We start from the raw sequence: 24835 nt of genomic DNA, 5'->3' as shown, positions 1-24835 counted from the left end.
ATTGTTTTCAGATAATATGGCCTGACTTTTTATTTCATGATTCCATTAACAACAATGATGTAAGGGATTACATCAATCCCCAAAAAAAATTTATTTATTTTTGCATAAAGTCGAATGACATCAATGATGTAAAAAGAATAATACGCAAAAAAAAAGAAGCTGACTCTCGATTGAGATAAGCTTCCTTCAAGTTAACGGTTATAACCTGGTTGAATATCGTTCACAGGCGGATATGAAGTCCATGTTTCCTCTATCTTCTGCAATATCAAATGGTGTTTGATTGGCATCATTTCTGAAATCAGGGTCAGCGCTGAATTCCAACAGCAGTGTCACAAGATCTTCATCTCCTTCAAAAGCAGCGACATGGAGGGGTGTATATCCTTCTGAATCAATACCATGAATGTCTGCTCCTTCTATTAATAAAAATTCAACCAATTCCTTAGGGGCTTTACCTGCTATCGCAGCATGCAATGCACTATTGGATGGTATATAAGATACCTTAGAATTTGATACTGACTTGATATCCGCACCATAATTCAATAAAAGCTGGACAATCCCCATCTGCCCGTAATGAGCTGCTACTCCGAGTGCAATCAATCCGTTTTCATCCTCTGCATTACATAAATTTGTATCCGCCTGCAAGGACTGCTCTACGACATCTATATCCCCGTTTTGGATAGCTGCAAAAAATCCTTTTACAGTAACCGGTGTCATCCTTCTCACCTCATTTACATGATTATTAAGAATATTCTATCAATATACAGAGAAAAAAGATAGGGAAGCAATCCCTATCTTTCTTTTATATTATTGATCAAGTTTTAATTTTGCGAGCGCATCAGCCAGAGCTGTATTGACAGGTTCATCTTTTTGCTGGGTTTTTAAGTATTGATTCACATCACGTTTACTGGCCTTGTTGTGTTTATCTTTTTTCCTTCGCTCATTGAAGGCGGACAGTTTCTCTTTATGTCCACATACGCACACGAACAGCTGCCCTTCGCCTTCTCCCCGCAAGTCTAATCTCTTTTGGCAGTTTGGGCAGCGTGCGTTTGTTTTCTTGCTTATATTTTTCCGATGTCCGCATTCACGGTCCTGACATACTAATTTCTTTCCATTTTTATTTTTGATCTCTAACATCAGGCTGCCGCAGTCTGGACATTTTGTTCCAGTGAGGTTATCATGTGAAAACTTCTTATCTGAATATTTTATTTCGTGAACAGACTTTTTAGTATAATCTTTAATTTCCCTCATGAATTCCCGCTTTTCCAGAGAGCCTTTCGCAATTTTATCAAGCTTAAGCTCCCACTCAGCTGTAAGGGAAGGAGAACGCAATTCATCCGGCGCAAGATCCAATAATTGTTTTCCTTTGGAAGTAAGATATATTTCTTTACCCTTCTGCTCCATGGAACCTGAGTTGAATAGCTTCTCAATGATGTCAGCCCTGGTCGCAACGGTTCCAAGTCCGCCTGTCTCCCCAATGGTTTCCAGAAGCTTCTTGCTGCTTTCTTTCATGTATTTTACAGGGTTCTCCATTGCTGCTAATAAAGTCCCTTCATTAAAACGGCTTGGCGGAGCGGTCAACCCTTCCGTTTCCACAACTGAAAGGATGTTTACTACAGTACCGGCCTCCATTTTACCCAATAGCTGATCTTCATCATGATCAAACCCGTATACATCTTTCCAGCCGCTTTCTTTAACCCTTTTACCCTTTGTGTGGAACTGTTCGCTGCCAATCTTCAGATCAACTTTCGTCTGCTCATATTGATAAGGAGGTAAGAATACCGCCAGAAAACGTTTCACGATCAAGTCATATATCTTTACTTCCCTGTCCTGTAAACGTTGAAGAAAAGGAGTCTCCTCTGTCGGGATGATTGCATGGTGATCACTGACTTTGCGATCATCGACGTAGGCATTAGACAATGAAATAGAGCTTTTCAAAGCTTTATTGACAGTAGGACGATAAGGCTGGATATTAATTGCCTTCAGACGTTCCTTTAATGTATCAATGATATCCGAAGAGAGGTGCTTGCTGTCAGTACGCGGATACGTTACAAGCTTATGTTGTTCATATAGCTTTTGCATGATCGAGAGTGTCTCTTTTGCACTGAAGCCATAAATTTTATGTGCATCCCTCTGTAATTCAGTAAGATCATAGAGGGACGGGGCATATTGTTTTTTCAGGGTGGTTTTCACTGACTTGACGGTACCGGTTTTCTCATTCTTAATGGAAGTTAAAATTCCATTCAGCTCTTCTTTGGAAAATGTTTTCGTATCACCCTTGGAATTAGTCCAGAGGAAAGTCCCCTTGTCAGTTGCAGCTTTGATACCATAATAAGCTTTGGGTTTGAATTGCTTTATATCCTCTTCCCTCTGCGCGATGATACTCAACGTGGGAGTCTGCACCCTTCCACAGGACAGCTGTGCATTATGCTTGGTTGTTAATGCTCTCGTGGCATTCATACCTACATACCAGTCTGCTTCAGACCTTGCTTGGGCGGCTTCATATAAATTCTCATATTTCTTCGCGTCCTTCAGTTTGCTGAAGCCTTCTTTTATGGCTTTATCAGTAACAGATGAAATCCAAAGCCGTTTAAGGGGCTTATGGACTCTTGCTTTTTCGATTATCCAGCGTGCAACAAGTTCGCCTTCTCGTCCCGCATCAGTGGCGATTACAATGGTACCGACATCAGGACGGTTCATCTGGTCCTTAACTGCATTAAACTGCTTTCCTGTTTTCTTGATAACGACAAGTCTTAAGGATGAAGGCATAATCGGTAGATCCTCCAGCTTCCATGATTTATACTTCTCGTCATAAGATTCAGGATCTGCAAGTGTGACAAGATGACCGAGTGCCCAGGTCACAATATATTCTTTTCCTTCCAAAAATCCATTTCCTTTTTTCGTGCATTGAAGCACTCTTGCAATATCCCTGCCGACAGAAGGTTTTTCTGCCAGTACTAATGTCTTTTTCATAAAAAAATCCTTTCGCAAAAGCCTTATAGTATCTTTCTATATTAACATAGATTAGAATTCGGTAAGGGGTCCCCATTACACTTATAATATATTATACTTGAAAATAGATTTTTTAAAGGAGGAGCTGCATCAACGTGCATCAATATACAAACAACATACTCCCCAAAGAAACCATCGGATTGGTTTTTATCTTAATGATCAGCATAATGGCAAAAGGCTTAGGCTCTTTGTTCCCATTGGCCGGCAGTCTTTTATTTGCCATTCTGATAGGAATTATCATCCGAAATACAACAGATCTGCCTACCTCTTGGCAGCCTGGCATTCAATTCACTATCAAAAAGCTTCTTAAAGTAGCAATTGTCTTCTTAGGAGTGGGATTAAGCCTTTTAGAAATAATGAAAATCGGCCAATCTGCACTATGGATCATTTTAATATCGGTGACGGTTGGCATCAGCGTTACTTATGCGGTTGGGAAAGTACTCGGTATTCAAACAAGGCTGAGCTTATTGATTGGTATAGGAACAAGCATTTGCGGAGCTACTGCCATTTCTGCCGTGAAAGGGATTATCGGGGCAAAAGAGAATGAAACCGCATATGCATTGTCCACCATTGTTTTCTTCAATCTGATCGCGTTTATTTCTTTTCCCCTTATCGGACATTTGCTTGGATTATCCCAGGTTTCGTTTGGTATTTGGGCAGGTACCGCTGTCCATGATACGTCTTCGGCTGTTGCAGTCGGTTACAGTTATGGAGATCAATCTGGGGACGTGGCCACGACAGTTAAACTTGCCCGTACGCTTTTTCTGATCCCTGTCATGTTGTTATTACCTTTCATGTTAAAAAACGAGACGCCAAGTACTTCATCACTTAAACAGGCATTTCCGTGGTTTGTCCTGATGTTTCTTGGAGTATCCGTCCTTCATACAATCGGAGTGATACCGGATATCATCGAAGATATGCTAAAATCCCTCTCTAAATTTATGATCATCATGGTCATGGCTGCGGTTGGACTCCAGGTCCGACTGAAAGATCTCTCAAAGCTGGGCTTCAAACCCCTGCTGACAGGGTTGATTGCTTCCATTACAATCGCGGTGATCAGTATATTATTCATAATGTAAACAACTTCATCAAAAAAGGCAGCTTAAATCTTAAGCTGCCTTTCTTTGAAATATGAACAATAAAAAAGAGCATCAAACAGACGCTCTTGTAAGATATACATAACTTATTCACTCATGTATGGTTTGCATTTTTTAAAATGAGCCATCTCTTTAACCCTTAAAATGCAGAAGAAAAAAACTAGGAAGAGGCCTTCTTCCTAGCACAGGCTATTCTTCTACTCCCTCTAAGAAGTCTGGGTCGAGCTCTTCGAATTCTTCATCATCAAAGTCGCAATCCCAGTCGTCATCATCGCAGCCTTCAGGATTTACGAGTACACATACCTTTGTTTCTCCGATAACTTCAACCAGGATCTCACGTTCAACATGAACGATAATTCTGTTACCGTTTGGTGAAATCACCGCTTCGCAGCAATTCGGCTGTTGGAGTACGCGTGCACATACTTCAATGTCATCCAAGACGTCCGGATCACGGTATTTGAGTTTAATTTCATCACAGTAATCGACTCTTTCAGTTACAACGGATGTTTTCGTGTTGTCACTGTGAGAGTACCATACGTTTACCTCAAATGAACCGTGTATTTCCACCTTCTTGCCTACTTTGTGTGCTTCATACTTATGGTTGATGATCCAGCAGCCTAAAATGCTCGATGGATTATGCGGCGGGCTAATCGTATGATGAGACTGTGTGAATTTACGTCCCTTCGCTACGACCGCTTTCGTAATAATCTCTCTATATTCTGCCATTCGAGCGAACCTCCTCATTCATTTTCAATTCATCTTATGCGACTGTCTAGGTGTTTGTGCGAGAAAATTTTATTACATAATGGGATTGTTGCGAGATAATGTATTGTATGCGAATACCCATTGAATGTTCCCTAAAAGCTTTTTGTGTTATTAAATAAAGAAGGCCGATTATTTCATATACATATTAAAAAAGACCAATGTCAGAAGTTGATTCTCTTCATAACATTGGCCTTTCTTTCAGGGTATTAAATTATCTTTCTCTTAAGAACAGCTTCCAGGAGTGGAGTTTTTGACCTGAGAACCTGTTTCACCGCGGAGAAGGTCTCCGCCTGTAGATTCGATGATATGATCTGTTACGTTATTAGAAATAACAGATGCAACGATTTGCAGAAGATCATTTACGTCTGTTTGAGACTCTTTAAATTGCTGGACAACCGGAATTTCATCGATTTCCTTTTCTAGGTTTTCAATTTTGGCTTCCACCATTTTCAACGCCTCTATCTTTCCATAATGCTGGAAGTTGACAGCTTGCTTTTGTAGACTCTTGATGCTTGCAATCATCTCACGTACTTTTTGGTTTTCATGGATTTGTGCTTCAGCTCGCTTGAAGAAATCCACTTCTTCTGTTTCAGCGATCATTTCCGCCAATTCTTCTGCTCTTTTCATAATATCATCTTTTGTATATTTTGCCATTTCACTTCACCTCTGCCGCTTCTAGAAATTCTGAACCTATTTGGCCTTCTTCAATCATTTCACCATCTAGAGACCAGGATTTAGTATCCGTGATCTTCACTTTTACAATTTTACCAATCACTGTTTTAGGTGCATTAAAATTCACTAATTTATTTCTGCGTGTATACCCTGCTAAAACGTCAGGGTTTTTCTTACTTTCCCCATCAACAAGGACCTCTACTGTTGTACCCGCATACTTCTCAAGTGCTTTTCGAGAGTATTCTTGAACGACTTCATTCAGACGTCTCAGGCGATTTTTTTTCACTTCCATCGGTACATTATCTTTCATCTTCGCTGCTGGAGTTCCCTCCCGTGGAGAGTAAATATAAGTATAAGCAGACTCAAATCCTACTTCACGATAAAGGGAAAGGGTTTCTTCGAATTGCTCTTCTGTTTCGTTCGGGTATCCTACGATGATGTCAGTAGTCAGTGCAACATCTGGCATAGCTGTTTTAATCTTCCGGACCAATTCAAGGAATTGTTCCCTGGAATATTTACGAGCCATGATTTTCAATACCGGTGTAGAGCCTGATTGTACCGGCAAGTGGATATGCTCTACGAGATTCCCCTTTTTAGCGAGGACTTCAATTAAATAATCGTCAAAATCCCTTGGATGACTTGTAGTAAAACGAATGCGCGGGATATCAATCTTTCTCAGCTCATCCATCAGATCACCAAGGCCATAATTCTCTAGATCTTCTATATCTTTTCCATACGCGTTTACATTTTGTCCGAGAAGCGTAATTTCTTGATACCCTTGGGCCGCCAAGTGACGCACTTCAGCTATGATTTCTTCAGGGCGTCTGCTGCGTTCCTTCCCGCGGGTATAAGGTACGATACAATACGTACAGAATTTATCACAGCCGTACATAATGTTTACCCAAGCTTTAATATTACCTTTGCGCACTTTAGGAAGGTTCTCGATAACGTCTCCCTCTTTGGACCAAACTTCCACCACCATCGCTTTAGACATATAGGCATCTGATAAAATTTGAGGAAGACGGTGAATATTATGGGTTCCGAAAATCATATCAACCTGCTGATATGTTTTCAGAATTTTATTTACTACGGCTTCTTCCTGAGACATACATCCACAGACTCCGATTAAAAGGTCTGGCTTCTCGCGCTTCAGGTGTTTTAAGTGACCTAACTCGCCGAATACCTTATTCTCAGCATTTTCACGGATGGCACATGTATTCAAGAGAATGACATCCGCATCTTCGGTTGTATGGGTCGCTTCGTACCCAAGAGCCATAAATATCCCTGCCATGACTTCAGTGTCATGTTCATTCATCTGACAACCATAGGTGCGAATATAGAACTTCTTGCCGTTCCCCAGTCCTCTATATTGATCTTCAATCGTAAAATCATTATGATATTTTACTTCTTCTTTTCCCCGTTTTTTTGCATCTTTCAATGAGGGAGGAATATAGACGCTTTGGAAGTACTTACTGTAATCTTTTTCGGATTTTTTGTCCGCTGGAGTATCTGACTTCGCTTGCTGTCCATGTTTGCGTTGTTCTTCGTTCATGAAAATTCCCCTTTCTAACTCTATAACAAACGAATATTAACCGATTTCTTCTATTATAAAATCCGTAATAGTAAAGCTGACAATTACACTTGTACATTATAACAGTATAAAGGTTTTTTAAGGCTTATACAATAGAGAGGCAGAACTGTCGAAATTTGTTCCAAACTTTATGTAACCATCTTAGAAATGGGCTTTTACGAAGGAACTGGATGCTGATTCAGTGCATAAGGTAAAGTAAGACACATACCCAAGAGGAGGAGGTTCTGATCGATAGACCAATGAAATCTCCCATGTATCATATTGAAAATCAGGAAAAGCATTATCTTCAATCGGAGATCAATCGATTGAAAAAAACTATCCAGAAAATAAAAGAAAGTCATTTATATGCCGAGGCCGATTATTATAAAAGAGTCATCCAGGGGAAGGATGAGGAAATCGAGGATCTTTATACTCAAATAAGAATCAATGAAACAACCGAACATGATTTGATTTTGGAAAGAAACAAATTCAAAGAAGGAAAAGAAAAGCTGGAAGAAGAGGTAATGTTCCTCCATCGTGCCTTACGTGACAAAGAATCACTTATTGTAACACAGGGTGACCATATCAAAACATTAGAAAAAGACCTTCTTAAATTCCAATTAGAAAATAATAACCAAAAAGCCGCTTTGTCTCAACTTGAAGACCTCAATAAGGAGCTGTCGGCTCAGAATGATCAGCTCTTGAAAGATAATAAAAACCTGGTGGTCAAATCAGAAAGGTTAAAAACACAAAACAAGAGCCAGAAGCTTCATATCAACGATTTAAACAATGCATTGTTAAAGTCTGAAGAAACCAAGAAGGAAGTCTTCTTTGATCTACTATCTAAAACAGAAGAACTGGAAAGACTCATAGCAGAACGTAAACACACCATCAAATCCTTAGAGGATGCCAAAGAACGATTGATCCATTCTGAGAAGGAGAAAATGAAATTTATTAAAGATATGCTGCATCAATATCAGAAAAAGATCGAAGAAAACGAATGGTGGTTCTCTGCTCAATTTGCCGATATCGATATTAGGACGAAAAAGCAAGAAGAACGAATCGATGTAATTGAATATGAAAAGGAACATCAATTTAAAGAGCAAAATGAGAAATTCTTATGTCGATTTCAGGAAGTTGAGAATACGTTCAGCAACTTTATTGGAGAAGTTGATTCAATCAGGGATTCCAATGATAAAATGGCCCAAAATTTATTTGACTTAAAACGACTTGTAGAGAATCAAAAGAGAATCCAAACGCATATCATTCAAAACCGTCCAAAACAGCCTCTTATTGAAAATAAAAATTATAACAGTTCTGATTAAAAAAAGAGAAAAGCCGGCACCCCATTTTCTATGGCGGCCGGCTTTATTGGTTACATAAATTCTTTTAATAAACCATCAAATGTCTCGTCATCAAGTTTCAAATCATGTGTATTCAGCGGTTCTTCGGAGTAGCCCGCGACTAACTCCTGATAAGATGGCTGCTCAGTGTTCTGATAAATCAACCCTGTAACAAGTCCGTCCTTTTCCATTAGCGTGTTCATTGCCTGCTCACGGTTGGAAGGATCGTACCCTTCCACATCTGCAAGCTTCGTCAGGTTTTCTTTGAACCAGTCATACGTGTTGATCTTATTATAGGTAACGCAAGGACTGAATACGTTAATCAAAGAAAATCCCTTGTGGTTCAACCCTGCTTCTATCAATGCAGTCAGTTCCTTTAAATCAGATGAGAAGCTCTGGGCAACAAAGGTTGCACCGGCTGTTAATGCCATTTCCATCGGTGCCAGCGCTGGTTCGATTGAACCTTGTGGTGTGGACTTCGTTTTAAATCCCGATGAAGAACGCGGGGATGTCTGTCCTTTAGTCAATCCATAAATTTGGTTATCCATGACAATATATGTGATATCAACATTTCGTCGAATTGCATGTATTGTATGACCAAGGCCAATGGCAAATCCATCGCCGTCACCGCCAGAGGCGATCACCGTCAAGTCTTTGTTTGCCATTTTTAGTCCTTGAGCAATTGGAAGGGATCGCCCATGAATTCCATGGAAACCATATGAATTAATATATCCTGAGATACGGCCTGAACATCCGATACCGGAAACGACAGCCAGATTCTCTGGATCGAGTCCCACGTTCGCTGCAGCACGCTGAATAGAGGCTTGTACCGAGAAGTCACCGCATCCAGGACACCAGTTAGGCTTCACATTATTTCGAAAGTCTTTAAATGTAGCCATGGATCAGCTCAACTCCTTACATTTAGAGTGAATTTCATGAGGCAGGAATGGGGTGCCATCATATTTTGTCATATTTTTGATTTTATGCCCATACCCCGCGTTCATCTTGATAATATTAGATAACTGCCCAGTGGCATTATGTTCGATTACAACTACTTTCTTCGCTTTTTCCATTAGCGGCTGGAGTTGGTCCGCAGGGAAAGGATGAATCAATCGGATATGCGCATGATTCACTTTAACTCCGTCCTTCTCCAAACGGGTCATTGCTTCTTCTATTACTCCACGTGTAGAATTGAACCCTACCAGAAGTAAATCAGCTTCTTCATGAGGTGCTGCAATATGGATAGGATGATTGAAATTGATATTTTCTATTTTACGCATACGCTTGTCCATTTGAGCCTGTCGATTTACAGGCGACTCTGAAGGTTTACCCGTTTCATCATGTTCCACACCTGTGACATGGTGGATCCCATTCTTCATTCCTGGAGTCACACGAGGGGATACTCCGTCTTCTGTTACCTCAAAACGCTTGAAGTATTTCTTCGGTTCCAATTCTCCAAGCTGAGCTTCATCATAGACAAGCTTCCCTCTGCGAATTTCCACTTTGCTGTAATCAAGCGGTTCAACCGTTTGTTTACCTAATGAAAGCTGCAGGTCTGATAGAATAATGACCGGACATTGATATTCTTCGGCAAGATTGAATGCTTCCACTGTGTCATAGAAAGCTTCCTGTACTGTACTTGGAGCCATGACAATTTTAGGTATTTCACCGTGTGTACCATATATCATAGCCATCAGGTCAGATTGTTCCTGTTTTGTAGGTAATCCAGTAGATGGCCCTCCGCGCTGGGTATCGACTACGACAAGAGGCTGCTCAGTCATTCCCGATAACCCGATCGCTTCCATCATAAGAGAAAGACCAGGTCCGGCAGATGCGGTAAATGAACGGATACCGCCGTAATTTGCACCTATCGCCATTGTCGCTGCAGCGATTTCATCCTCTGTCTGGATAACTGTGCCGCCTACCATCGGCAGCTTTTTAATTAAATATTCCATGATTTCTGATGCCGGGGTGATGGGATAAGCAGCCATCAGACGCACCCCGCCTGCCAATGCACCAAGGGCAATCGCATCGTTACCGATCATAAACATACGTTTACGGCCGTCTGCTTCTTTCAACTGATGGGAACCGGCTTTATCCCCAAGTTCAGCTTTCATGATGCCATATCCCTGTCTGATCGCTTCCATATTCTTCTCTACAACCGTCTCACCTTTACGTCCAAAGATTTCATCCACTACCTCTTTAAACACTTCAGTATCCAAATTTAAAACAGCACAAGTTGCACCGACTGCAACCATGTTCTTCATCAATGATGTTCCAAGTTCTGCTGCTAATTCAGTAAAAGGGACAATATACAATGAAGCCTTTGTATCTTCGGGTTTCTCAGGCTTGAATTTGGCATCCGCGATGATGACACCTTCGTCATGAAGCTCTTTATAGTTCACATCGATCGTCTCCTGATCGAATGCTACCAAAATATCTAAGTCATCCGAAATCGCACGAACCTGAGTAGTGCTGACACGGATCTTATTGTTTGTATGCCCTCCCTTGATACGTGAGGAGAAATGGCGGTAACCGTATAAGTAATAGCCAAGGCGGTTCAAGGCCATGGAGAAAATTTCCCCCGTACTTTCGATCCCTTCACCCTGCTGACCGCCAACCTTCCATGAAAGTTGTTCCTTCATATATTTTACACCCTTTCTTACAGGTCTCTGATTTCCATTATTTCACCTGGAAATACACAGGTGATATTCATAGATAACTATCTAATTTATCTCATCTCTATTAAACATGTACTAAACAAGTTTATCACTTTTCTCTGGAAATCACTACTGTGTGAACCATTTGACATAAAAAAACTGATCTCCTAAGAAGATCAGCCTCCATTCAAAATTGAATTCGTTTATGGAAATTTCCAAACAAGAATTTCTTTATTTGTTTATCACTATAATAGCGCTGAAGAGTCCCGATCAGATTATCATATTGCTGGTAAGATGAAAGCCCTTTTACCGTTTGATCGATTCCATCGAAATCAGAGCCGAAACCAACGTGATCTTCTCCGCCCAGGCTGCATATATGTTCAACATGCCTTACAATGTCGGTCAGGACCGCACTTCCATTTTTATTTAAGAACGGAGGTACGAAAGTTACACCCATTACACTATCTTTTTTTATGAGTGCTTCTATTTGGTCATTTTTTAAATTTCGGGGATTAGGACAGATTGAATAGGCATTGGAATGGGATGCAATCGGGTATAGAGACGCTTCGAGTGTATCCCAGAATGCCTTTTCACATAAATGGGAGACATCGGTCCACATCTTTTTTTCATTGAGGAAATTAACCATCTCAAACCCAAAGTTAGTCAAGCCCCCTCCCCGCGGTTCCAATGCCCCATCCGCTGCCGCATTAGCCCAATTCCATGTTAATCCCACAGAACGCACCCCAAGCCGGTAGAGCGTTTCGAGTTTTTCTAAATCTTCTTCAATTGCCTCTGCACCTTCAAGTGTCAGCATAGCCCCTATTTCATTCTGTGAAAGATTATCAATATCTTGTTTGGAAGTGACCAATTTCACATTGTGATGCGGATCAAGGATCTTCCTGTGAAATAGGTTTACCATGTTCAGAGCCGCATGAAAACGCTGCCCGGGCTTTAAGTAAGATGGGATATAAATGGCGAACAATTGGACTTTAGATCCACCTTCATTCAATTGAGGGTATGTAATGTGCATATCTTGTTTTGATTGAAACGAAAGGTTATCAGGGTCAATATAAAGTTTCATCAATACATCACAATGTGCGTCAAAAATCATTTCTCTCAAATCCTTCCTTACATCCTATATGTACTATAAATGAAAAATAAAAAGGCTGTCCACTAAAGAAAAATCTTTAACGAACAGCCCTGCTTCAATTGCCGGGATATGAGGCACTAATCTTTCCTTCCCAAATACAGGGCTGAAATATATTGTAAATTTCCTCATACTTTTAGAGACGGCATTTGGTTTTTACTTTATCTTGGTTCCACTATTAACTTAATGGCTGTGCGCTCTTCTCCATCAATCTGTATGTCTGTAAATGCCGGAATACAAATCAAATCTAAACCACTGGGAGCAACAAATCCCCTGGCAATTGCAACTGCTTTAACAGCCTGGTTCAACGCTCCTGCACCAATTGCCTGAATCTCAGCTCCCCCTCTCTCACGAAGAACACCGGCGAGTGCACCAGCTACAGAATTAGGATTAGATTTTGCTGAAACTTTTAATATTTCCATTCCTTTTCCTCCTTGTCATTTCCCCCATACCGTATGTCCGTGGTAAAGAACAAACTTGGTATAAATGATTCCACTGCTACTATATTCAAGAGATGGACAATTCATTCCGGTATGACTGAAAAAGGAAGGAAAAACATTAATATTCAGCTATGAATGGATGGTCCTCATTGATAAGGATCCTCTCAATCTTTTTTGCTTTTCCGGTTTTATTATCGATATCTATCAGACACGCACTCAATATTTTCCGCCCTTCTTTCGGAACTTCAAACCGTACAGGCAGACTCGTCTGAAACCTCTTAAGCACAGACTCTTTATTCATCCCCAACACTTCATCATAAGGACCTGTCATTCCTACATCACACATAAAAGCTGTTCCATTTGGAAGGACTCGATTATCCGCAGTCTGAACATGGGTATGCGTGCCGATCACCGCTGAAACCCGGCCATCCAGGAACCATCCCATTGCCTGCTTTTCACTTGTCGCTTCTGCGTGAAAGTCAACAAAGATGATGGAGGTTTTCTTTTTTGCTTCATCCACTAATGCATCGACTATTTTAAACGGATCGTCAAGCGGGGGCATAAATGTTCTCCCTTGAGCATTTATCACGGCAACAGTCTTTCCATAAACCTCTCCAAAAACTAAACCATTACCAGGGGTTCCTTCAGGAAAGTTAGCAGGACGCACCATTTTTTTGGATGAATCAATAAAATCGAAGATATCTTTATTGTCCCAAGTATGGTTTCCCAGGGTAACCATGTCAGCGCCATCCTGAAGAAATTTTTTATAAATTTTCTCGGTGATCCCCCTTCCTGATGCAGCGTTCTCCCCATTTACGATGGTAAAATCGGGCTCATGCTTCTTTTTAAGCTTCGATAAATATTCTGTAATCATTTCACGGCCCATTGAGCCGACTACGTCTCCAACAAATAAAATTCTCATGATATTTCCCTTCTCTTATATGTATTTGTTACAAATGACCAATTAGTTATGTAGTTTATTGTATCACATATAACCTTAACACTATGCATCAAGTAAGGTGAACAGATTCAAATAAAAAAGCTGACTCCGAAAGAAATCATTCCTTTCGGGAGTCAACTTTTTTATTTCGCATATTCCACGGCCCTCGTTTCACGGATGACCGTTACTTTGATGTGGCCAGGGTAATCAAGTTCATCTTCGATCCGCTTACGGATATCCCTTGCCAATCGGTGGGATTCCAAATCGTCGATGGCTTCAGGTCTTACCATGATGCGCACTTCTCGTCCTGCTTGAATCGCGAAGGATTTCTCTACTCCTTCATAGGATTCGGAGATCTCCTCCAGCTTCTCAAGACGGCGGATATAATTTTCGAGCGTTTCACTTCTTGCACCTGGACGTGCTGCTGATAAGGCATCGGCAGCCGCTACAAGAACCGCAATGATTGAGGTCGGTTCCGTGTCTCCGTGGTGGGAAGCGATACTGTTGATGACAACAGGATGCTCTTTATACTTCGTCGCGAGTTCCACACCAATTTCAACATGGCTTCCTTCCACTTCATGGTCGATTGCTTTCCCGATGTCATGAAGTAAACCGGCGCGCTTGGCAAGTCTTTCGTCTTCACCAAGCTCAGCAGCAAGCAAGCCGGATAGATAGGCCACTTCCATTGAGTGCTTTAATACGTTCTGTCCGTAACTTGTACGATACTTTAAACGGCCCAGAATCTTGATTAAATCCGGGTGAAGCCCGTGAACACCAACTTCAAACGTTGTCTGCTCCCCGATTTCACGGATATATTCATCCACTTCACGACGGGATTTGTCTACCATTTCTTCAATTCGTGCAGGGTGGATACGTCCATCCTGTACTAATTTTTCTAATGCAATTCGAGCCGTTTCTCTACGAATCGGATCGAAACCAGAAAGAATAACCGCTTCAGGAGTATCATCAATTATGAGATCGATTCCTGTCAATGTTTCCAGCGTACGAATGTTACGTCCTTCTCGTCCAATAATTCGACCTTTCATCTCATCATTTGGCAAGTTCACAACGCTAACTGTTGTCTCTGCCACATGTTCAGCAGCACAACGTTGAATAGCAAGTGAAAGGACTTCTTTCGCTTTCTTGTCAGCATCTTCTTTCGCACGTGTTTCATGTTCTCTGACCATGATCGCAATATCATGGGAGAGCTCATTTTCCACGCGGTCGAGAATGATTCCTTTCGCTTCATCACGAGTCAGGCTCGAGATACGTTCAAGTTCAGTTTGCTGTGATCGTACCATCTCGTCCACTTTGCTTTCCATCTCTTCAATATGTTGTTGTCTTTCGTTAAGAGCTGCCTCTTTTCTTTCCAATAAAGCTTCACGCTTATCCAGCGTATCATCTTTACGGTCGAGGTTTTCCTCTTTTTGCATTAAACGATTTTCTTGTTTTTGCAATTCATTTCTTCGTTCACGAAGTTCATTTTCCATTTCAGTGCGAAGTCTATGATTTTCGTCCTTTGCTTCAAGTAGTGCTTCTTTCTTCAGAGCATCTGCCTCGCGCTTAGCATCTTCTAAAATCTGCTCTGCTGAACCTCTGGCACCGGCAATTTTCGCTTCAGCAATGGACTTACGAATAAAGTATCCAACAACTACACCGACGATAAGGCCAAGCAAAATGGAGATGATTGTAATAGGTTGCATTATTTCACCTCCTCTTGCTATGAACTGTCATCATGTCTTTTACATGTCGGCTTGTACATTGCTCATTTGAACTCAATATACAGCGCTAGGCTTTCAAATATTCATTCGAAAAATTTGTAAAATATACATGTTAATTTTAAATCTCAGAAAATTTATTGTCAAGGGGTTGTCCTGTCTATCACTAGATTTCTCAAGGATTTCTTGCCATTCGACAAAATTCGATCGGTATAACCCCTCTTGTATACATAACATTATTACGGTAGATACACATATGGTCGACAACACTCCTGTAAAAAGAAGTAAAAAATAAAAGAGAAGCAAACATAAAATATGTCTGCTTCCCTGGAGTTTTAGTCTTAATCTTTAATCTTCCAATAGATTAAGTTCTCCTTGATCTTCCGTGTCTGCCGCTCCCGTATCCAATCCGTAATGCTCACGGATTTTCAACATGATTTCAGTTCGGATTTCAGGGTTCTCTTTCAAGAAGATTTTCGCGTTTTCACGGCCTTGTCCAAGACGCTCTTCGTTATAAGAGTACCATGCACCACTCTTCTGGACGATATCAAGCTCGGACCCAAGATCGACGATTTCCCCTTCTTTGGAGATTCCTTGACCGTACATAATGTCCACTTCCGCTACACGGAAAGGAGGAGCGACTTTGTTTTTAACGACTTTGATTTTCGTTTTGTTACCAACCATCTCATTACCTTGCTTAAGGGTTTCCGCACGACGTACTTCCAAACGAACAGAAGAATAGAATTTCAGAGCGCGTCCACCAGGAGTCGTCTCGGGGTTTCCAAACATGACTCCGACCTTTTCACGAATCTGGTTGATGAAGATCGCGATGGTCTTCGATTTGTTGATGGCACCTGATAATTTACGAAGGGCCTGGGACATCAAGCGGGCTTGAAGACCTACGTGTGAATCTCCCATTTCCCCTTCGATTTCTGCTTTAGGTACAAGAGCTGCAACAGAGTCGATAACGATGGCGTCAACTGCACCGCTTCGTACCAATGCTTCAGCGATTTCCAGTGCCTGCTCGCCTGTATCAGGCTGAGAAAGCAATAGTTCATCTATGTTTACTCCAAGCTTTTGTGCATATACAGGATCAAGTGCGTGCTCGGCATCGATGAAAGCCGCCTGACCGCCCTGCGCCTGTACTTCCGCGATAGCATGAAGTGCTACTGTTGTCTTACCTGAGGATTCCGGTCCATACACCTCAATAATTCTTCCGCGAGGATACCCGCCGACTCCAAGAGCCGCGTCAAGCGCAAGTGATCCACTCGGACATGTCACTACTTTTCTATCAGTTTGTTCCCCAAGCTTCATGATAGAGCCTTTTCCAAACTGTTTCTCTATTTGTTTCAACGCCATATCTAAGGCTGCTTTGCGATCGCTCACTATTTTTCCTCCTTTGAATATAGAACTTAAAGACAACTTATAAGCTTGTCTCAAATCCAACCTATCTATACTATAAACCATGTCAAAGTAGAAAACAAGAAAAAAGTCGAACATCCATTCGGTTTTTTGTGATTGTCCATTCCCCGGAGAGAACAAATATAAAAAACTGTCTCCCTGCTTATGCTGGAGACAGTTTGTGCTTGGTTCATGTTAGTTCTTTTAAAAGATAATGCCAGCCGTACTTTGCAGTCCGCTTCCGGTTGGCATTCCTGCCTCCCGCCAAGTTAAGCAGGAATGCTTTGGCAGGACGGTCTTTTACCGCAAGGCCGATCCATACTGTGCCTGCCTTTTTTCCTTCATGGTCGTCGGGTCCCGCTACCCCAGTGAAACTGATGCCTATATCGGAAGTAAAGAGAGTCCGCACATTTTCAGCCAATTCTTTTGCACATTGTTCACTTACGGCTGAATGCTGTTCGAGTGTACTTTCCTTAACGGAAAGCACCTTTTTCTTTATCTCATCCTGGTAACAGACCACGCCCCCATTCAATACGGTTGAAGCCCCGGGTATAGACGTGATTTCTGATTGAAACAGCCCCCCTGTCAGGCTTTCAGCACATGATAGGGTAAAACCTTTTTCTTCCAGGAACTTCATACCCACTTCGACCAGGGAGTCACGATCGTACCCGTAGAAATACTCTCCAGCCACATTTAATACTTTTTCTTCCAAAGCATCCAGAAGTGCAGCCGCCACTTCCCTCGACTCATGCTTGGCAGTCAGCCGAAGAGTGACCTCCCCATCCCCTGCGAGCGGTGCGATGGTAGGGTTCGTCTGGGTGTCAATCAGCTCTTCCAATTCCGTTTCCAACTGGGCTTCACCGATTCCAAAGAAACGCAAAACCCGTGATTGAATGATTTCTTTCCTCTTGAGGCTGCCTAAAATGGCAGGGATACCGTATTTACTGAACATGGGACGCATTTCAGATGGCGGTCCCGGCAGCAGCATGTACTGAAGCCCATCCTTTTTAAAGAACATACCAGGAGCCATTCCATTCTCATTTTTTAAAGCTTGTGAGCCTTGAAGTATAAGAGCCTGCTTTTCATTATTTGGTGTCATTTGACGTTTTGTTTTCTGAAAGTAAGATTTTATGGAATCCAAAGCTTCCTCATCCATCGCTAAGCCCGTTCCCAATGCTTGAGCTATCGTTTCTTTCGTCAGATCATCTTTAGTAGGTCCGAGGCCGCCGGTAAAGATGAGCAGATCCGCTCTTCCCTGGGCAACTTCAATAGCCTGAGTCAGACGGAGAGGGTTATCCCCTACACTGGTGTGATAGTAGACATTCACTCCCGCTTCAGCCAGCTGTTCTGATATGTATTGAGCATTTGTGTTGGCAATCTGCCCTAATAGTAATTCCGAACCGACTGCAATAATTTCAGCATTCACTTGGTTTTCCCCCTTAAGTAGACTCTTTCATATAAAGAAAGAGATGATTCATTCGAGAATCATCTCTTATAGATTATAATGGGAACGAACATACGTCCAGCTTCCGTCTTAAAAATCATTTAGAGTTAACAAACGCCTGCTTGTTATGTTTGAAATAATCCCATCCTGACCAAATCGTAAAGAACATCGCAACCCATAAAGCAATCGTCGCAAATGGGAAATTGAATAATTCAAAGATGGCATTATGGAGCAATAGAGCTGAAATAGCGATGATTTGTGCCCATGTCTTTATCTTTCCAAGCTGCCCAGCCGCCACTACTTCACCTTCACCTGCAAGAACGAGACGCAGGCCGGTAACAGCGAATTCACGGCTGATGATGATGATGACGATCCATGAAGGAGCAAGACCAATCTCCACCAAGACGATTAAAGCGGCAGACACGAGAAGTTTATCCGCGAGCGGATCTAAAAATTTCCCTAAATTGGTCACCATATTATACTTTCTTGCATAATACCCGTCTATCCAATCAGTAGTCGAAGCGATGATAAAAATCAACGCTCCTGCAAAATGCTTCACCGGCATCTCTGCACCGAGGAAGACCATCTCTCCCCAGTTTAGTGGGGCAAGCATGATGATTAAAAATAATGGGATCAAAAAGATCCGCGATATTGTAATCTTATTAGGTAAGTTCACCTTTCTACCTCCAATACTTAGAAAACAAAATGATTACAGCATGTGACTTATGGAGCTCGGTTGCCCCCATATTCTTATTGTTGAGATTCTGCAGGCTGGTATTGGATGATAACATCCTGTCTGACCGTATCCGTAGGAATCTTATACTGGAGCAGTTTGCCATTCACATTGATATCAGTGTTAGCAGCGTTACCGATTATAAGATACGCCTGCTGATCAGAGGTAAGATCAAACTCTTTCTTATCCTCTTCGTACAGCATCCCTTGGAACAACACTTCATCTTTTGAATTGTACACGGCTACCCAGGCGTCTCCCTTAGCAGCCAGCTCAAGCTTAAACTGATCCGTGTTCTTGAGTTGATAGGTCGTTTTTGTACCTTCTGTTTTAACTGCCTCCAATGATTGTTCAGTATTCTCTTTTTGTTCTTTGGTTTCTTTTTCATCTTCAGATTGGGTTTCTTCATTGGATTCCTTTTGATCCTTGTCTTCCTCTTCAGCAGATTCTTCTTCAGGAAGGTCCTGCTGATCGACAGCCACTGGTTCTTTGTTGGTTGTATCTTCACTGTTTGCATTATCGGCCACTTTGGTTTGCACGAATACCCATAGGGCAATTAGAACCGCGATAACGAATACAGCGATCAAAAGTTTTGGGATGATATCAAGGGCCTTGGATGAACCGCCTGAAACTCCTTTCCTGGACTGTACACGAGAAAGGGAGACTGGGATCTCATCTTCATACGTTGTCGGGATTTCATCTTTGTATTCCTCAAAGATCACTTCCGGCTGCAAGCCCACTGCTTCACAGTATTGCTTGATGAAAGCCCGGACGTAGAATTTCCCTGGCATCATATCATAAGAGCCTTCTTCAATGCCGACTAGATAACGTTTTTGTATCTTCGTCACTCTTTGTAAGTCATCAAGACTGTAATCTTTGGCTTCACGGGCTTCTTTCAGACGTTTTCCTAATTCCGTCACTATTTAACACCTTCCAATATTAAAAATCAAAACCTCCAAAATCGGAATTTTGGAAAAGGTTATTTTGTTCCACTAATTCGTATGTAATTTCTTCTTCAGGATTGTTTCTCAGCTCGATGATATAATCAAAGTCATCTAATGAGTACTCTGAATTTTGAACAAATACATCCGGATGTTCGATGACCTTCACTGCCGAAAGCCGCATGATTTCCCTTACAAGCTGCCAATGCTTCTCGCTTGCCCGTCGGGTTGACACGATGCCATCAATGATGAACAGGTTGTCGGAGGAATATTCGTCTTCAATCAGCTTGCTTCTGATCGTCTGCTTTAACAATGTGGATGAAACAAATAGCCATTTCTTATTGGCACACACACTTGAAGCGACAACCGACTCGGTTTTCCCTACACGAGGCATTCCCCTTATTCCAACAAGCTTATGACCTTCCTGCTTAAAAAGCTCGGCCATGAAGTCGACCAGCAATCCAAGTTCATCACGAACAAACCTGAACGTTTTTTTATCATCTGCATCCCGCTGAATATACCGGCCATGCCTGACAGCGAGTCTGTCTCTAAGTTTAGGTTCCCTTAATTTCGTCACATTAATCGTATCCATAGTCTGCAGGATCGATTCCAGACGAGTTATCTGCTCTTCATTATTGGCAAGAAGAAGCATCCCTCTTCTTCCTTCATCGACACCATTGATCGTGACAATATTTATAGAAAGCATCCCTAATAATGAGGAAATATCACCTAAGAGGCCAGGACGGTTTTTTTGAATTTCATATTCTAAATACCATTCTTTTCGTTCCATTGGTTACCTCCTGAAAATCTATGCGACAACATAATTCGACAACATAGGGGTTTTTTCGATAAAATCACTTGAAACATCTAGCTTTTATAATAAATGATTTTCATCTAATAGAAAAGGAAAACCTATAGAATTAATACAATTTCTGCATAATCAATCCACAAACAGTTCTTTAGGATGATTTAAGGGATAGAGTCGTCCATATCGAAAAAGAAGAAGGTATCATATAGCTTTCTAAAAGCAGGTCATAAGAAAAGGAGAGGAAAATTCCCTCTCCTTAACGAGTACCGTTATTGTTCACTAGCTTTACCATCATGTTTGCAATAGCATGCTGTTCTTCAGGAGAAGCTACAGACCATAAATCCGCTAATACTTTTTCCTGGTCATTCTTTGGCTCGACCTGTTTTGCCAGGTAATCACCAATTTGATAAGCTAAATCTGAAACCGTTTCGTTTTCCATTCCGGTATGCTGTGCTTGATTCAGGCGATCCCCTAAAAAGTTTTTCCACTCTGACCAGTTATCTAATACTGACATCGTAATGAACCTCCTCTTAATTGAAATACAATGTTAGTTTGTATCATGGAGGGAAAAATATGCGCTTTGAGATAAAATTATTATGTATGCCATCCTCCATTAACAGCTAGTGTCTGGCCGGTTATGTAAGATGAATCTTCAGATAAAAGGAAATAAATGGAGGAAGCGACTTCTTTACTCAATGCCAGCCTTCCCATTGGTATTTCCTCACTGACTTGCTGGATTTCTTCGTCGGAAAACGAACCCAACATTTTCGTAGCCACCGCACCGGGAGCAACCGCATTAATCCTTACTCCATTTAGGGCTGTCTCTTTTGCAAGAGCCTTTACAAATGAAAGCTGAGCCCCTTTAACTGTTGAATAAACAACTTCACAAGCACCGCCGATTTGCCCCCAAATTGAACTGACAATCACTATACTGCCTTTATTCTTCATCAGCTTAGGAAGCAGACCCTGTATCAGCATCATGGGGCTTTTCACATGAATATTGATCATTTGATCCATTTCTTCTTCCGATTGATCCTGAAAAAGCCCCCAGCCCGCTACTCCGCTTGAATATACAATGGCATCAATTCGAAAAATGGAGTCAATGACCTTCTGAACCTGGTGTGGCTGGGCTAAATCTGCTTGTATGGGGATCGCCTCTACTCCAGTCCTCTTTATTTCGGTCAACAAGTCGTCGATACTTTCCCGATCAGAATGATAATGAAGATAAAGATTCCATCTCTTCTTCGCGAGAGTCAGGGCGGTGCTTTTTCCAATACCTCCTGAAGCCCCTGTAATCAAAGCAAATTTCATATATTCCCCCCCAAACATAGATAGGAACCACCCCCGCTCGAAGGGCAGTTCCTATATGAATTATGATTTCGGAACCACTTGACATACAGTGAATCGTTCTTCGCTGATGATGGAGTCCGCCACCTTTTGAATATCATTGTAGGTCAAGGATTCCAAAGTAGGGACTACATCAAACAGATCCATTTCATTAAATGCATAACGTGTGAATTGATTGGCAATAAATTCAGGTGAATTCACCGCTCGAAGGAAAGCACCGATTTTTTTCTTTTTCGTTCTTTCAAGTCCTTCTTCCGTGAACAGAGATTCTGCCTTCGCTTTCAACAGAAGCTCCTTCAGCTTCTCGGCAAGTAAATCAGGTTTTTCGGTATCCCCTCCGACGGTTACAAAACCGAATCCGTTTTCCTGAGTATAATCATAATGGAATGTCTCATCAATGAGCCCTTCATTATAAAGATCGAAATAATAGCTAGAGCTCTTTCCAAACAATAAATCAAGGAAAACGTTCATCGACAGTTCCTGCCTCAGCATTTCTTTTCCTTGCTGTGTCGGTTCTGGCGCCTTTAAGCCCACCAGGCATTTAGGAGACTGAACGTTCATTTTCAGCACCTGTTTTGTTTCGGCGACTGCATCCGGCTCCTCATCAAATTGACGTTTAATCTCCGGCATTTTTTCATATGGCTTACTTTCCTGGTTTGAACGGATCTGATTCATGATTTGTTCGGGATCGACAGGGCCAACCACAAAGAGAAGCATGTTACTTGGGTGGTAGAAAGTATTGTAGCATTGATACAGCATATCTTTCGTAATCGGCGTAATCGAGTCGATGGTGCCAGCAATGTCAATTTTCACAGGATGATTTTTGTACATGTTCTGGATAACCCCGAAGTACAATCGCCAATCCGGGTTATCGTCGTACATCGTAATTTCCTGTCCGATGATGCCTTTTTCTTTTTCAACCGTTTTCTCGGTAAAATAGGGATCTTGAACAAAATCGATCAGAGTTTCAAGATTTTTTTCTACATTATTTGTGCTGGAAAATAGATACGCTGTACGTGTAAACGAAGTAAAGGCATTAGCAGAAGCACCTTGACGGCTGAACTGCTGAAAGACGTCCCCATCCTCTTTCTCAAAGAGCTTATGTTCGAGGAAGTGAGCAATGCCATCCGGTACCTTCACAAATTCCTCTTCGTTTAATGGGACAAAGTGATTATCGATGCTTCCATATTTCGTTGTAAAGGTTGCATACGTCTTATTGAATCCTTTCTTTGGAAGGATGTAAACATCCAGACCGTTAGACATCTTCTCATAATATAAATTCTCTTGTATTTGATCGAAGGAAATTTTCTTCATCTTTATTCCTCCATTCCTGTTAAGAAGTAAATTGTATCAAGCTCGACTTTATTAGCTGCTGCAATGATTTCGTCTTTGGTCGTTCTTTCCACTTCTTCGAGCCAAGTCCCGAGGTCGATTTGCTTATTGGATACAGCATTGTGATACAGGACTTCGATCAGTCCCCTTGAAGTATCCACAGTTTCAAGCAGCTGGTTTTTTATGACTGCTTTTGTCTGTTCAATTTCTCCCTCGGTAAAATCACCATTTTTCATGGCCTCCAGCTGCTCATTGATGATACCGACAGCCTGATCATAATTTTTAAATTCAATTCCCGACATCACCATCATAAGTCCTTTATGACTTTCCAGGCGGCTGGCTGCATAATACGCAAGACTGGCCTTTTCCCTTACATTTATAAACAGCTTCGAATGAGAGAAGCCCCCGAATATACCATTAAAGACCTGAAGTGCATAATAATCGTCATCTCCGTATTGGGTGTTTGTCCGGTATCCCACATTCAGCTTTCCTTGCTTAACATCCTGCTTTTCTTTTACTACATTTTCCTTCTCTTTTCGCTTTACTTCTGAGGATTGGGATTCTAAAGGTGATCGTTCCGGCATTGAAAACAGCCTGTCACAGAAATTTTCGACTTGCGCTTCGTCGACGTCCCCAATGACATAGAGGTCCATTTGATCTTCATTGATGACTTTCTGATAGTAATGGTATAATTCTCTTGAAGAAATCGAATCGACATTCTCCTTCATTCCATTTACATGAAGAGCGAACCTCTCATTCTTACACATTTCTTCCACCAGTCTGGAATTGGCATAACGCATTTTGTCGTCATACACTGCCTGAATCCTCACCTTTTGATTCCGCTTCTCCTTCTCGACTGTCCCTTCATCAAATTGATTATTCTCAATATTAGGGTTCAATAACACGTCTGAAAGAAATTCAAGCCCTTTCTCAAGCAGCGGCTCTGAATCCTTTAAGAATTTCTCATTTGCTATCTCAACAGAGAAACTGACGATATGATACTCCCCTTTTTTTGCCAAGTCGGTAAAAAAGCTGGCACCATATAATTCATCTAAATAAGTACGGAGTTTTGTTGTATTCGGATACGTCTTTGTACTGCTTTGCATGACATGCGGAAGAAGCCCGCGCAGCGTCACAGTTTCCTGATCTAAGGGGGCTTTCATTTTCATCACAAGGTTGTTCGTTTTATACTTATCCGTTTTCACGATATGTAATGTGTAGCCTTGCTTTTTCTTAACGACTTCATTAATGTCCGTCATTGTACCGTCCTCCTTGTCCATACTTGCATTTTTTATAAACATGGAACTAAAAGATATAAACACCTTTATTGTGCGGTATTTTATTTTAACTATACATGTAGTAATAGAAAGAATTCAAGCATCTTCCTCTGTTGGAAAAAATCGATACATGATATTCATTATATGTTTAGAGATATTTGTTCAGACTATGGTTCTTTGCTTTTGAACATCGT

At 41.4% G+C, this 24835-nt stretch carries 22 protein-coding genes; 2 read left to right on the top strand and 20 right to left on the bottom strand.

Annotation, left to right across the window (positions count from 1 at the left end; translation table 11 throughout):
* Positions 1–198: 198 nt before the first annotated feature.
* Positions 199–714 carry an ankyrin repeat domain-containing protein gene (locus tag HWX64_RS08790; RefSeq protein ID WP_175989092.1) on the bottom strand — a complete coding sequence of 172 codons (516 nt, stop codon included), beginning with the start codon at positions 712–714 and terminating at the stop codon, positions 199–201.
* A gap of 90 nt (positions 715–804) precedes the next feature.
* The gene (locus tag HWX64_RS08785) at positions 805–2970 is read right to left on the bottom strand and encodes a DNA topoisomerase III (protein WP_175989091.1); all 2166 of its coding nucleotides are present in this window, start codon (positions 2968–2970) and stop codon (positions 805–807) included.
* Between the two features lie 134 nt (positions 2971–3104).
* Here HWX64_RS08785 and HWX64_RS08780 point away from each other — a divergent pair, with 134 nt between their 5' ends.
* The gene (locus tag HWX64_RS08780; RefSeq protein ID WP_254871069.1) at positions 3105–4088 is read left to right on the top strand and encodes a YeiH family protein; all 984 of its coding nucleotides are present in this window, start codon (positions 3105–3107) and stop codon (positions 4086–4088) included.
* Between the two features lie 207 nt (positions 4089–4295).
* Here HWX64_RS08780 and HWX64_RS08775 read toward each other — a convergent pair whose 3' ends face one another.
* The 3 genes from HWX64_RS08775 to miaB form a co-directional block, all read right to left on the bottom strand.
* A complete protein-coding gene (locus HWX64_RS08775) occupies positions 4296–4832 on the bottom strand; it encodes an outer spore coat protein CotE (protein ID WP_175989090.1) in 537 nt (178 codons plus the stop codon).
* 261 nt (positions 4833–5093) lie between these two features.
* Positions 5094–5525 (bottom strand): RicAFT regulatory complex protein RicA family protein, encoded by a 432-nt coding sequence (locus HWX64_RS08770; RefSeq protein WP_175989089.1) that lies wholly within the window; start codon positions 5523–5525, stop codon positions 5094–5096.
* A 1-nt stretch (position 5526) separates the two neighbouring features.
* On the bottom strand, positions 5527–7095 hold the full coding sequence (miaB, locus tag HWX64_RS08765) for a tRNA (N6-isopentenyl adenosine(37)-C2)-methylthiotransferase MiaB (RefSeq protein ID WP_175989088.1): 1569 nt from the start codon (positions 7093–7095) through the stop codon (positions 5527–5529).
* Positions 7096–7439: 344 nt separating this feature from the next.
* Between miaB and HWX64_RS08760 the strand changes: the two genes are divergently transcribed.
* Positions 7440–8438, top strand: coding sequence for a hypothetical protein (locus HWX64_RS08760; protein ID WP_175989087.1), 999 nt, complete (start codon positions 7440–7442; stop codon positions 8436–8438).
* Between the two features lie 50 nt (positions 8439–8488).
* On the opposite strand, the gene HWX64_RS08755 is transcribed toward HWX64_RS08760, so the two are convergent.
* The 15 genes from HWX64_RS08755 to HWX64_RS08685 all read right to left on the bottom strand — a co-directional run bounded on the left by HWX64_RS08755 (position 8489) and on the right by HWX64_RS08685 (position 24623).
* Positions 8489–9355, bottom strand: coding sequence for a 2-oxoacid:ferredoxin oxidoreductase subunit beta (locus tag HWX64_RS08755; protein ID WP_175989086.1), 867 nt, complete (start codon positions 9353–9355; stop codon positions 8489–8491).
* 3 nt (positions 9356–9358) lie between these two features.
* Entirely contained in the window at positions 9359–11101 is a 1743-nt protein-coding gene (locus HWX64_RS08750; protein WP_175989085.1) for a 2-oxoacid:acceptor oxidoreductase subunit alpha, read from the bottom strand.
* A gap of 202 nt (positions 11102–11303) precedes the next feature.
* Positions 11304–12227 carry a dipeptidase gene (locus HWX64_RS08745; RefSeq protein WP_175989084.1) on the bottom strand — a complete coding sequence of 308 codons (924 nt, stop codon included), beginning with the start codon at positions 12225–12227 and terminating at the stop codon, positions 11304–11306.
* Positions 12228–12424: 197 nt separating this feature from the next.
* Positions 12425–12685 (bottom strand): stage V sporulation protein SpoVS, encoded by a 261-nt coding sequence (gene spoVS, locus HWX64_RS08740; protein WP_032088761.1) that lies wholly within the window; start codon positions 12683–12685, stop codon positions 12425–12427.
* A gap of 136 nt (positions 12686–12821) precedes the next feature.
* A complete protein-coding gene (locus HWX64_RS08735; RefSeq protein ID WP_175989083.1) occupies positions 12822–13625 on the bottom strand; it encodes a TIGR00282 family metallophosphoesterase in 804 nt (267 codons plus the stop codon).
* 161 nt (positions 13626–13786) lie between these two features.
* Positions 13787–15346: a ribonuclease Y gene (rny, locus tag HWX64_RS08730; RefSeq protein WP_175989082.1), complete on the bottom strand. Its 1560-nt coding sequence runs from the start codon at positions 15344–15346 to the stop codon at positions 13787–13789.
* Between the two features lie 363 nt (positions 15347–15709).
* Entirely contained in the window at positions 15710–16747 is a 1038-nt protein-coding gene (gene recA, locus HWX64_RS08725) for a recombinase RecA (protein WP_175989081.1), read from the bottom strand.
* Between the two features lie 205 nt (positions 16748–16952).
* Positions 16953–18188, bottom strand: coding sequence for a competence/damage-inducible protein A (locus tag HWX64_RS08720; RefSeq protein ID WP_175989080.1), 1236 nt, complete (start codon positions 18186–18188; stop codon positions 16953–16955).
* Positions 18189–18303: 115 nt separating this feature from the next.
* Positions 18304–18882, bottom strand: a complete 579-nt coding sequence (gene pgsA, locus HWX64_RS08715; RefSeq protein ID WP_175989079.1) for a CDP-diacylglycerol--glycerol-3-phosphate 3-phosphatidyltransferase — start codon at positions 18880–18882, stop codon at positions 18304–18306.
* A 74-nt stretch (positions 18883–18956) separates the two neighbouring features.
* Positions 18957–19856: a RodZ domain-containing protein gene (locus HWX64_RS08710; RefSeq protein ID WP_175989078.1), complete on the bottom strand. Its 900-nt coding sequence runs from the start codon at positions 19854–19856 to the stop codon at positions 18957–18959.
* Positions 19857–19875: 19 nt separating this feature from the next.
* Positions 19876–20667, bottom strand: a complete 792-nt coding sequence (locus HWX64_RS08705; RefSeq protein WP_175989077.1) for a DUF3388 domain-containing protein — start codon at positions 20665–20667, stop codon at positions 19876–19878.
* Positions 20668–20941: 274 nt separating this feature from the next.
* Positions 20942–21199: a DUF3243 domain-containing protein gene (locus HWX64_RS08700; RefSeq protein WP_175989076.1), complete on the bottom strand. Its 258-nt coding sequence runs from the start codon at positions 21197–21199 to the stop codon at positions 20942–20944.
* Between the two features lie 80 nt (positions 21200–21279).
* Complete coding sequence (locus tag HWX64_RS08695) at positions 21280–21996, bottom strand: elongation factor P 5-aminopentanone reductase (RefSeq protein WP_175989075.1); 717 nt, start codon at positions 21994–21996, stop codon at positions 21280–21282.
* 60 nt (positions 21997–22056) lie between these two features.
* The gene (locus HWX64_RS08690) at positions 22057–23346 is read right to left on the bottom strand and encodes an EF-P 5-aminopentanol modification-associated protein YfmH (protein WP_175989074.1); all 1290 of its coding nucleotides are present in this window, start codon (positions 23344–23346) and stop codon (positions 22057–22059) included.
* A 2-nt stretch (positions 23347–23348) separates the two neighbouring features.
* Entirely contained in the window at positions 23349–24623 is a 1275-nt protein-coding gene (locus tag HWX64_RS08685) for an EF-P 5-aminopentanol modification-associated protein YfmF (RefSeq protein WP_175989073.1), read from the bottom strand.
* Positions 24624–24835: the final 212 nt, after the last annotated feature.

Source organism: Bacillus sp. Marseille-Q1617 (assembly GCF_903645295.1).
GTDB lineage: Bacteria > Bacillota > Bacilli > Bacillales > Bacillaceae_B > Rossellomorea.
The sequence above is the reverse complement of the archived record's forward strand: the minus strand, read 5'-3'. Positions and strand labels throughout refer to the sequence as shown.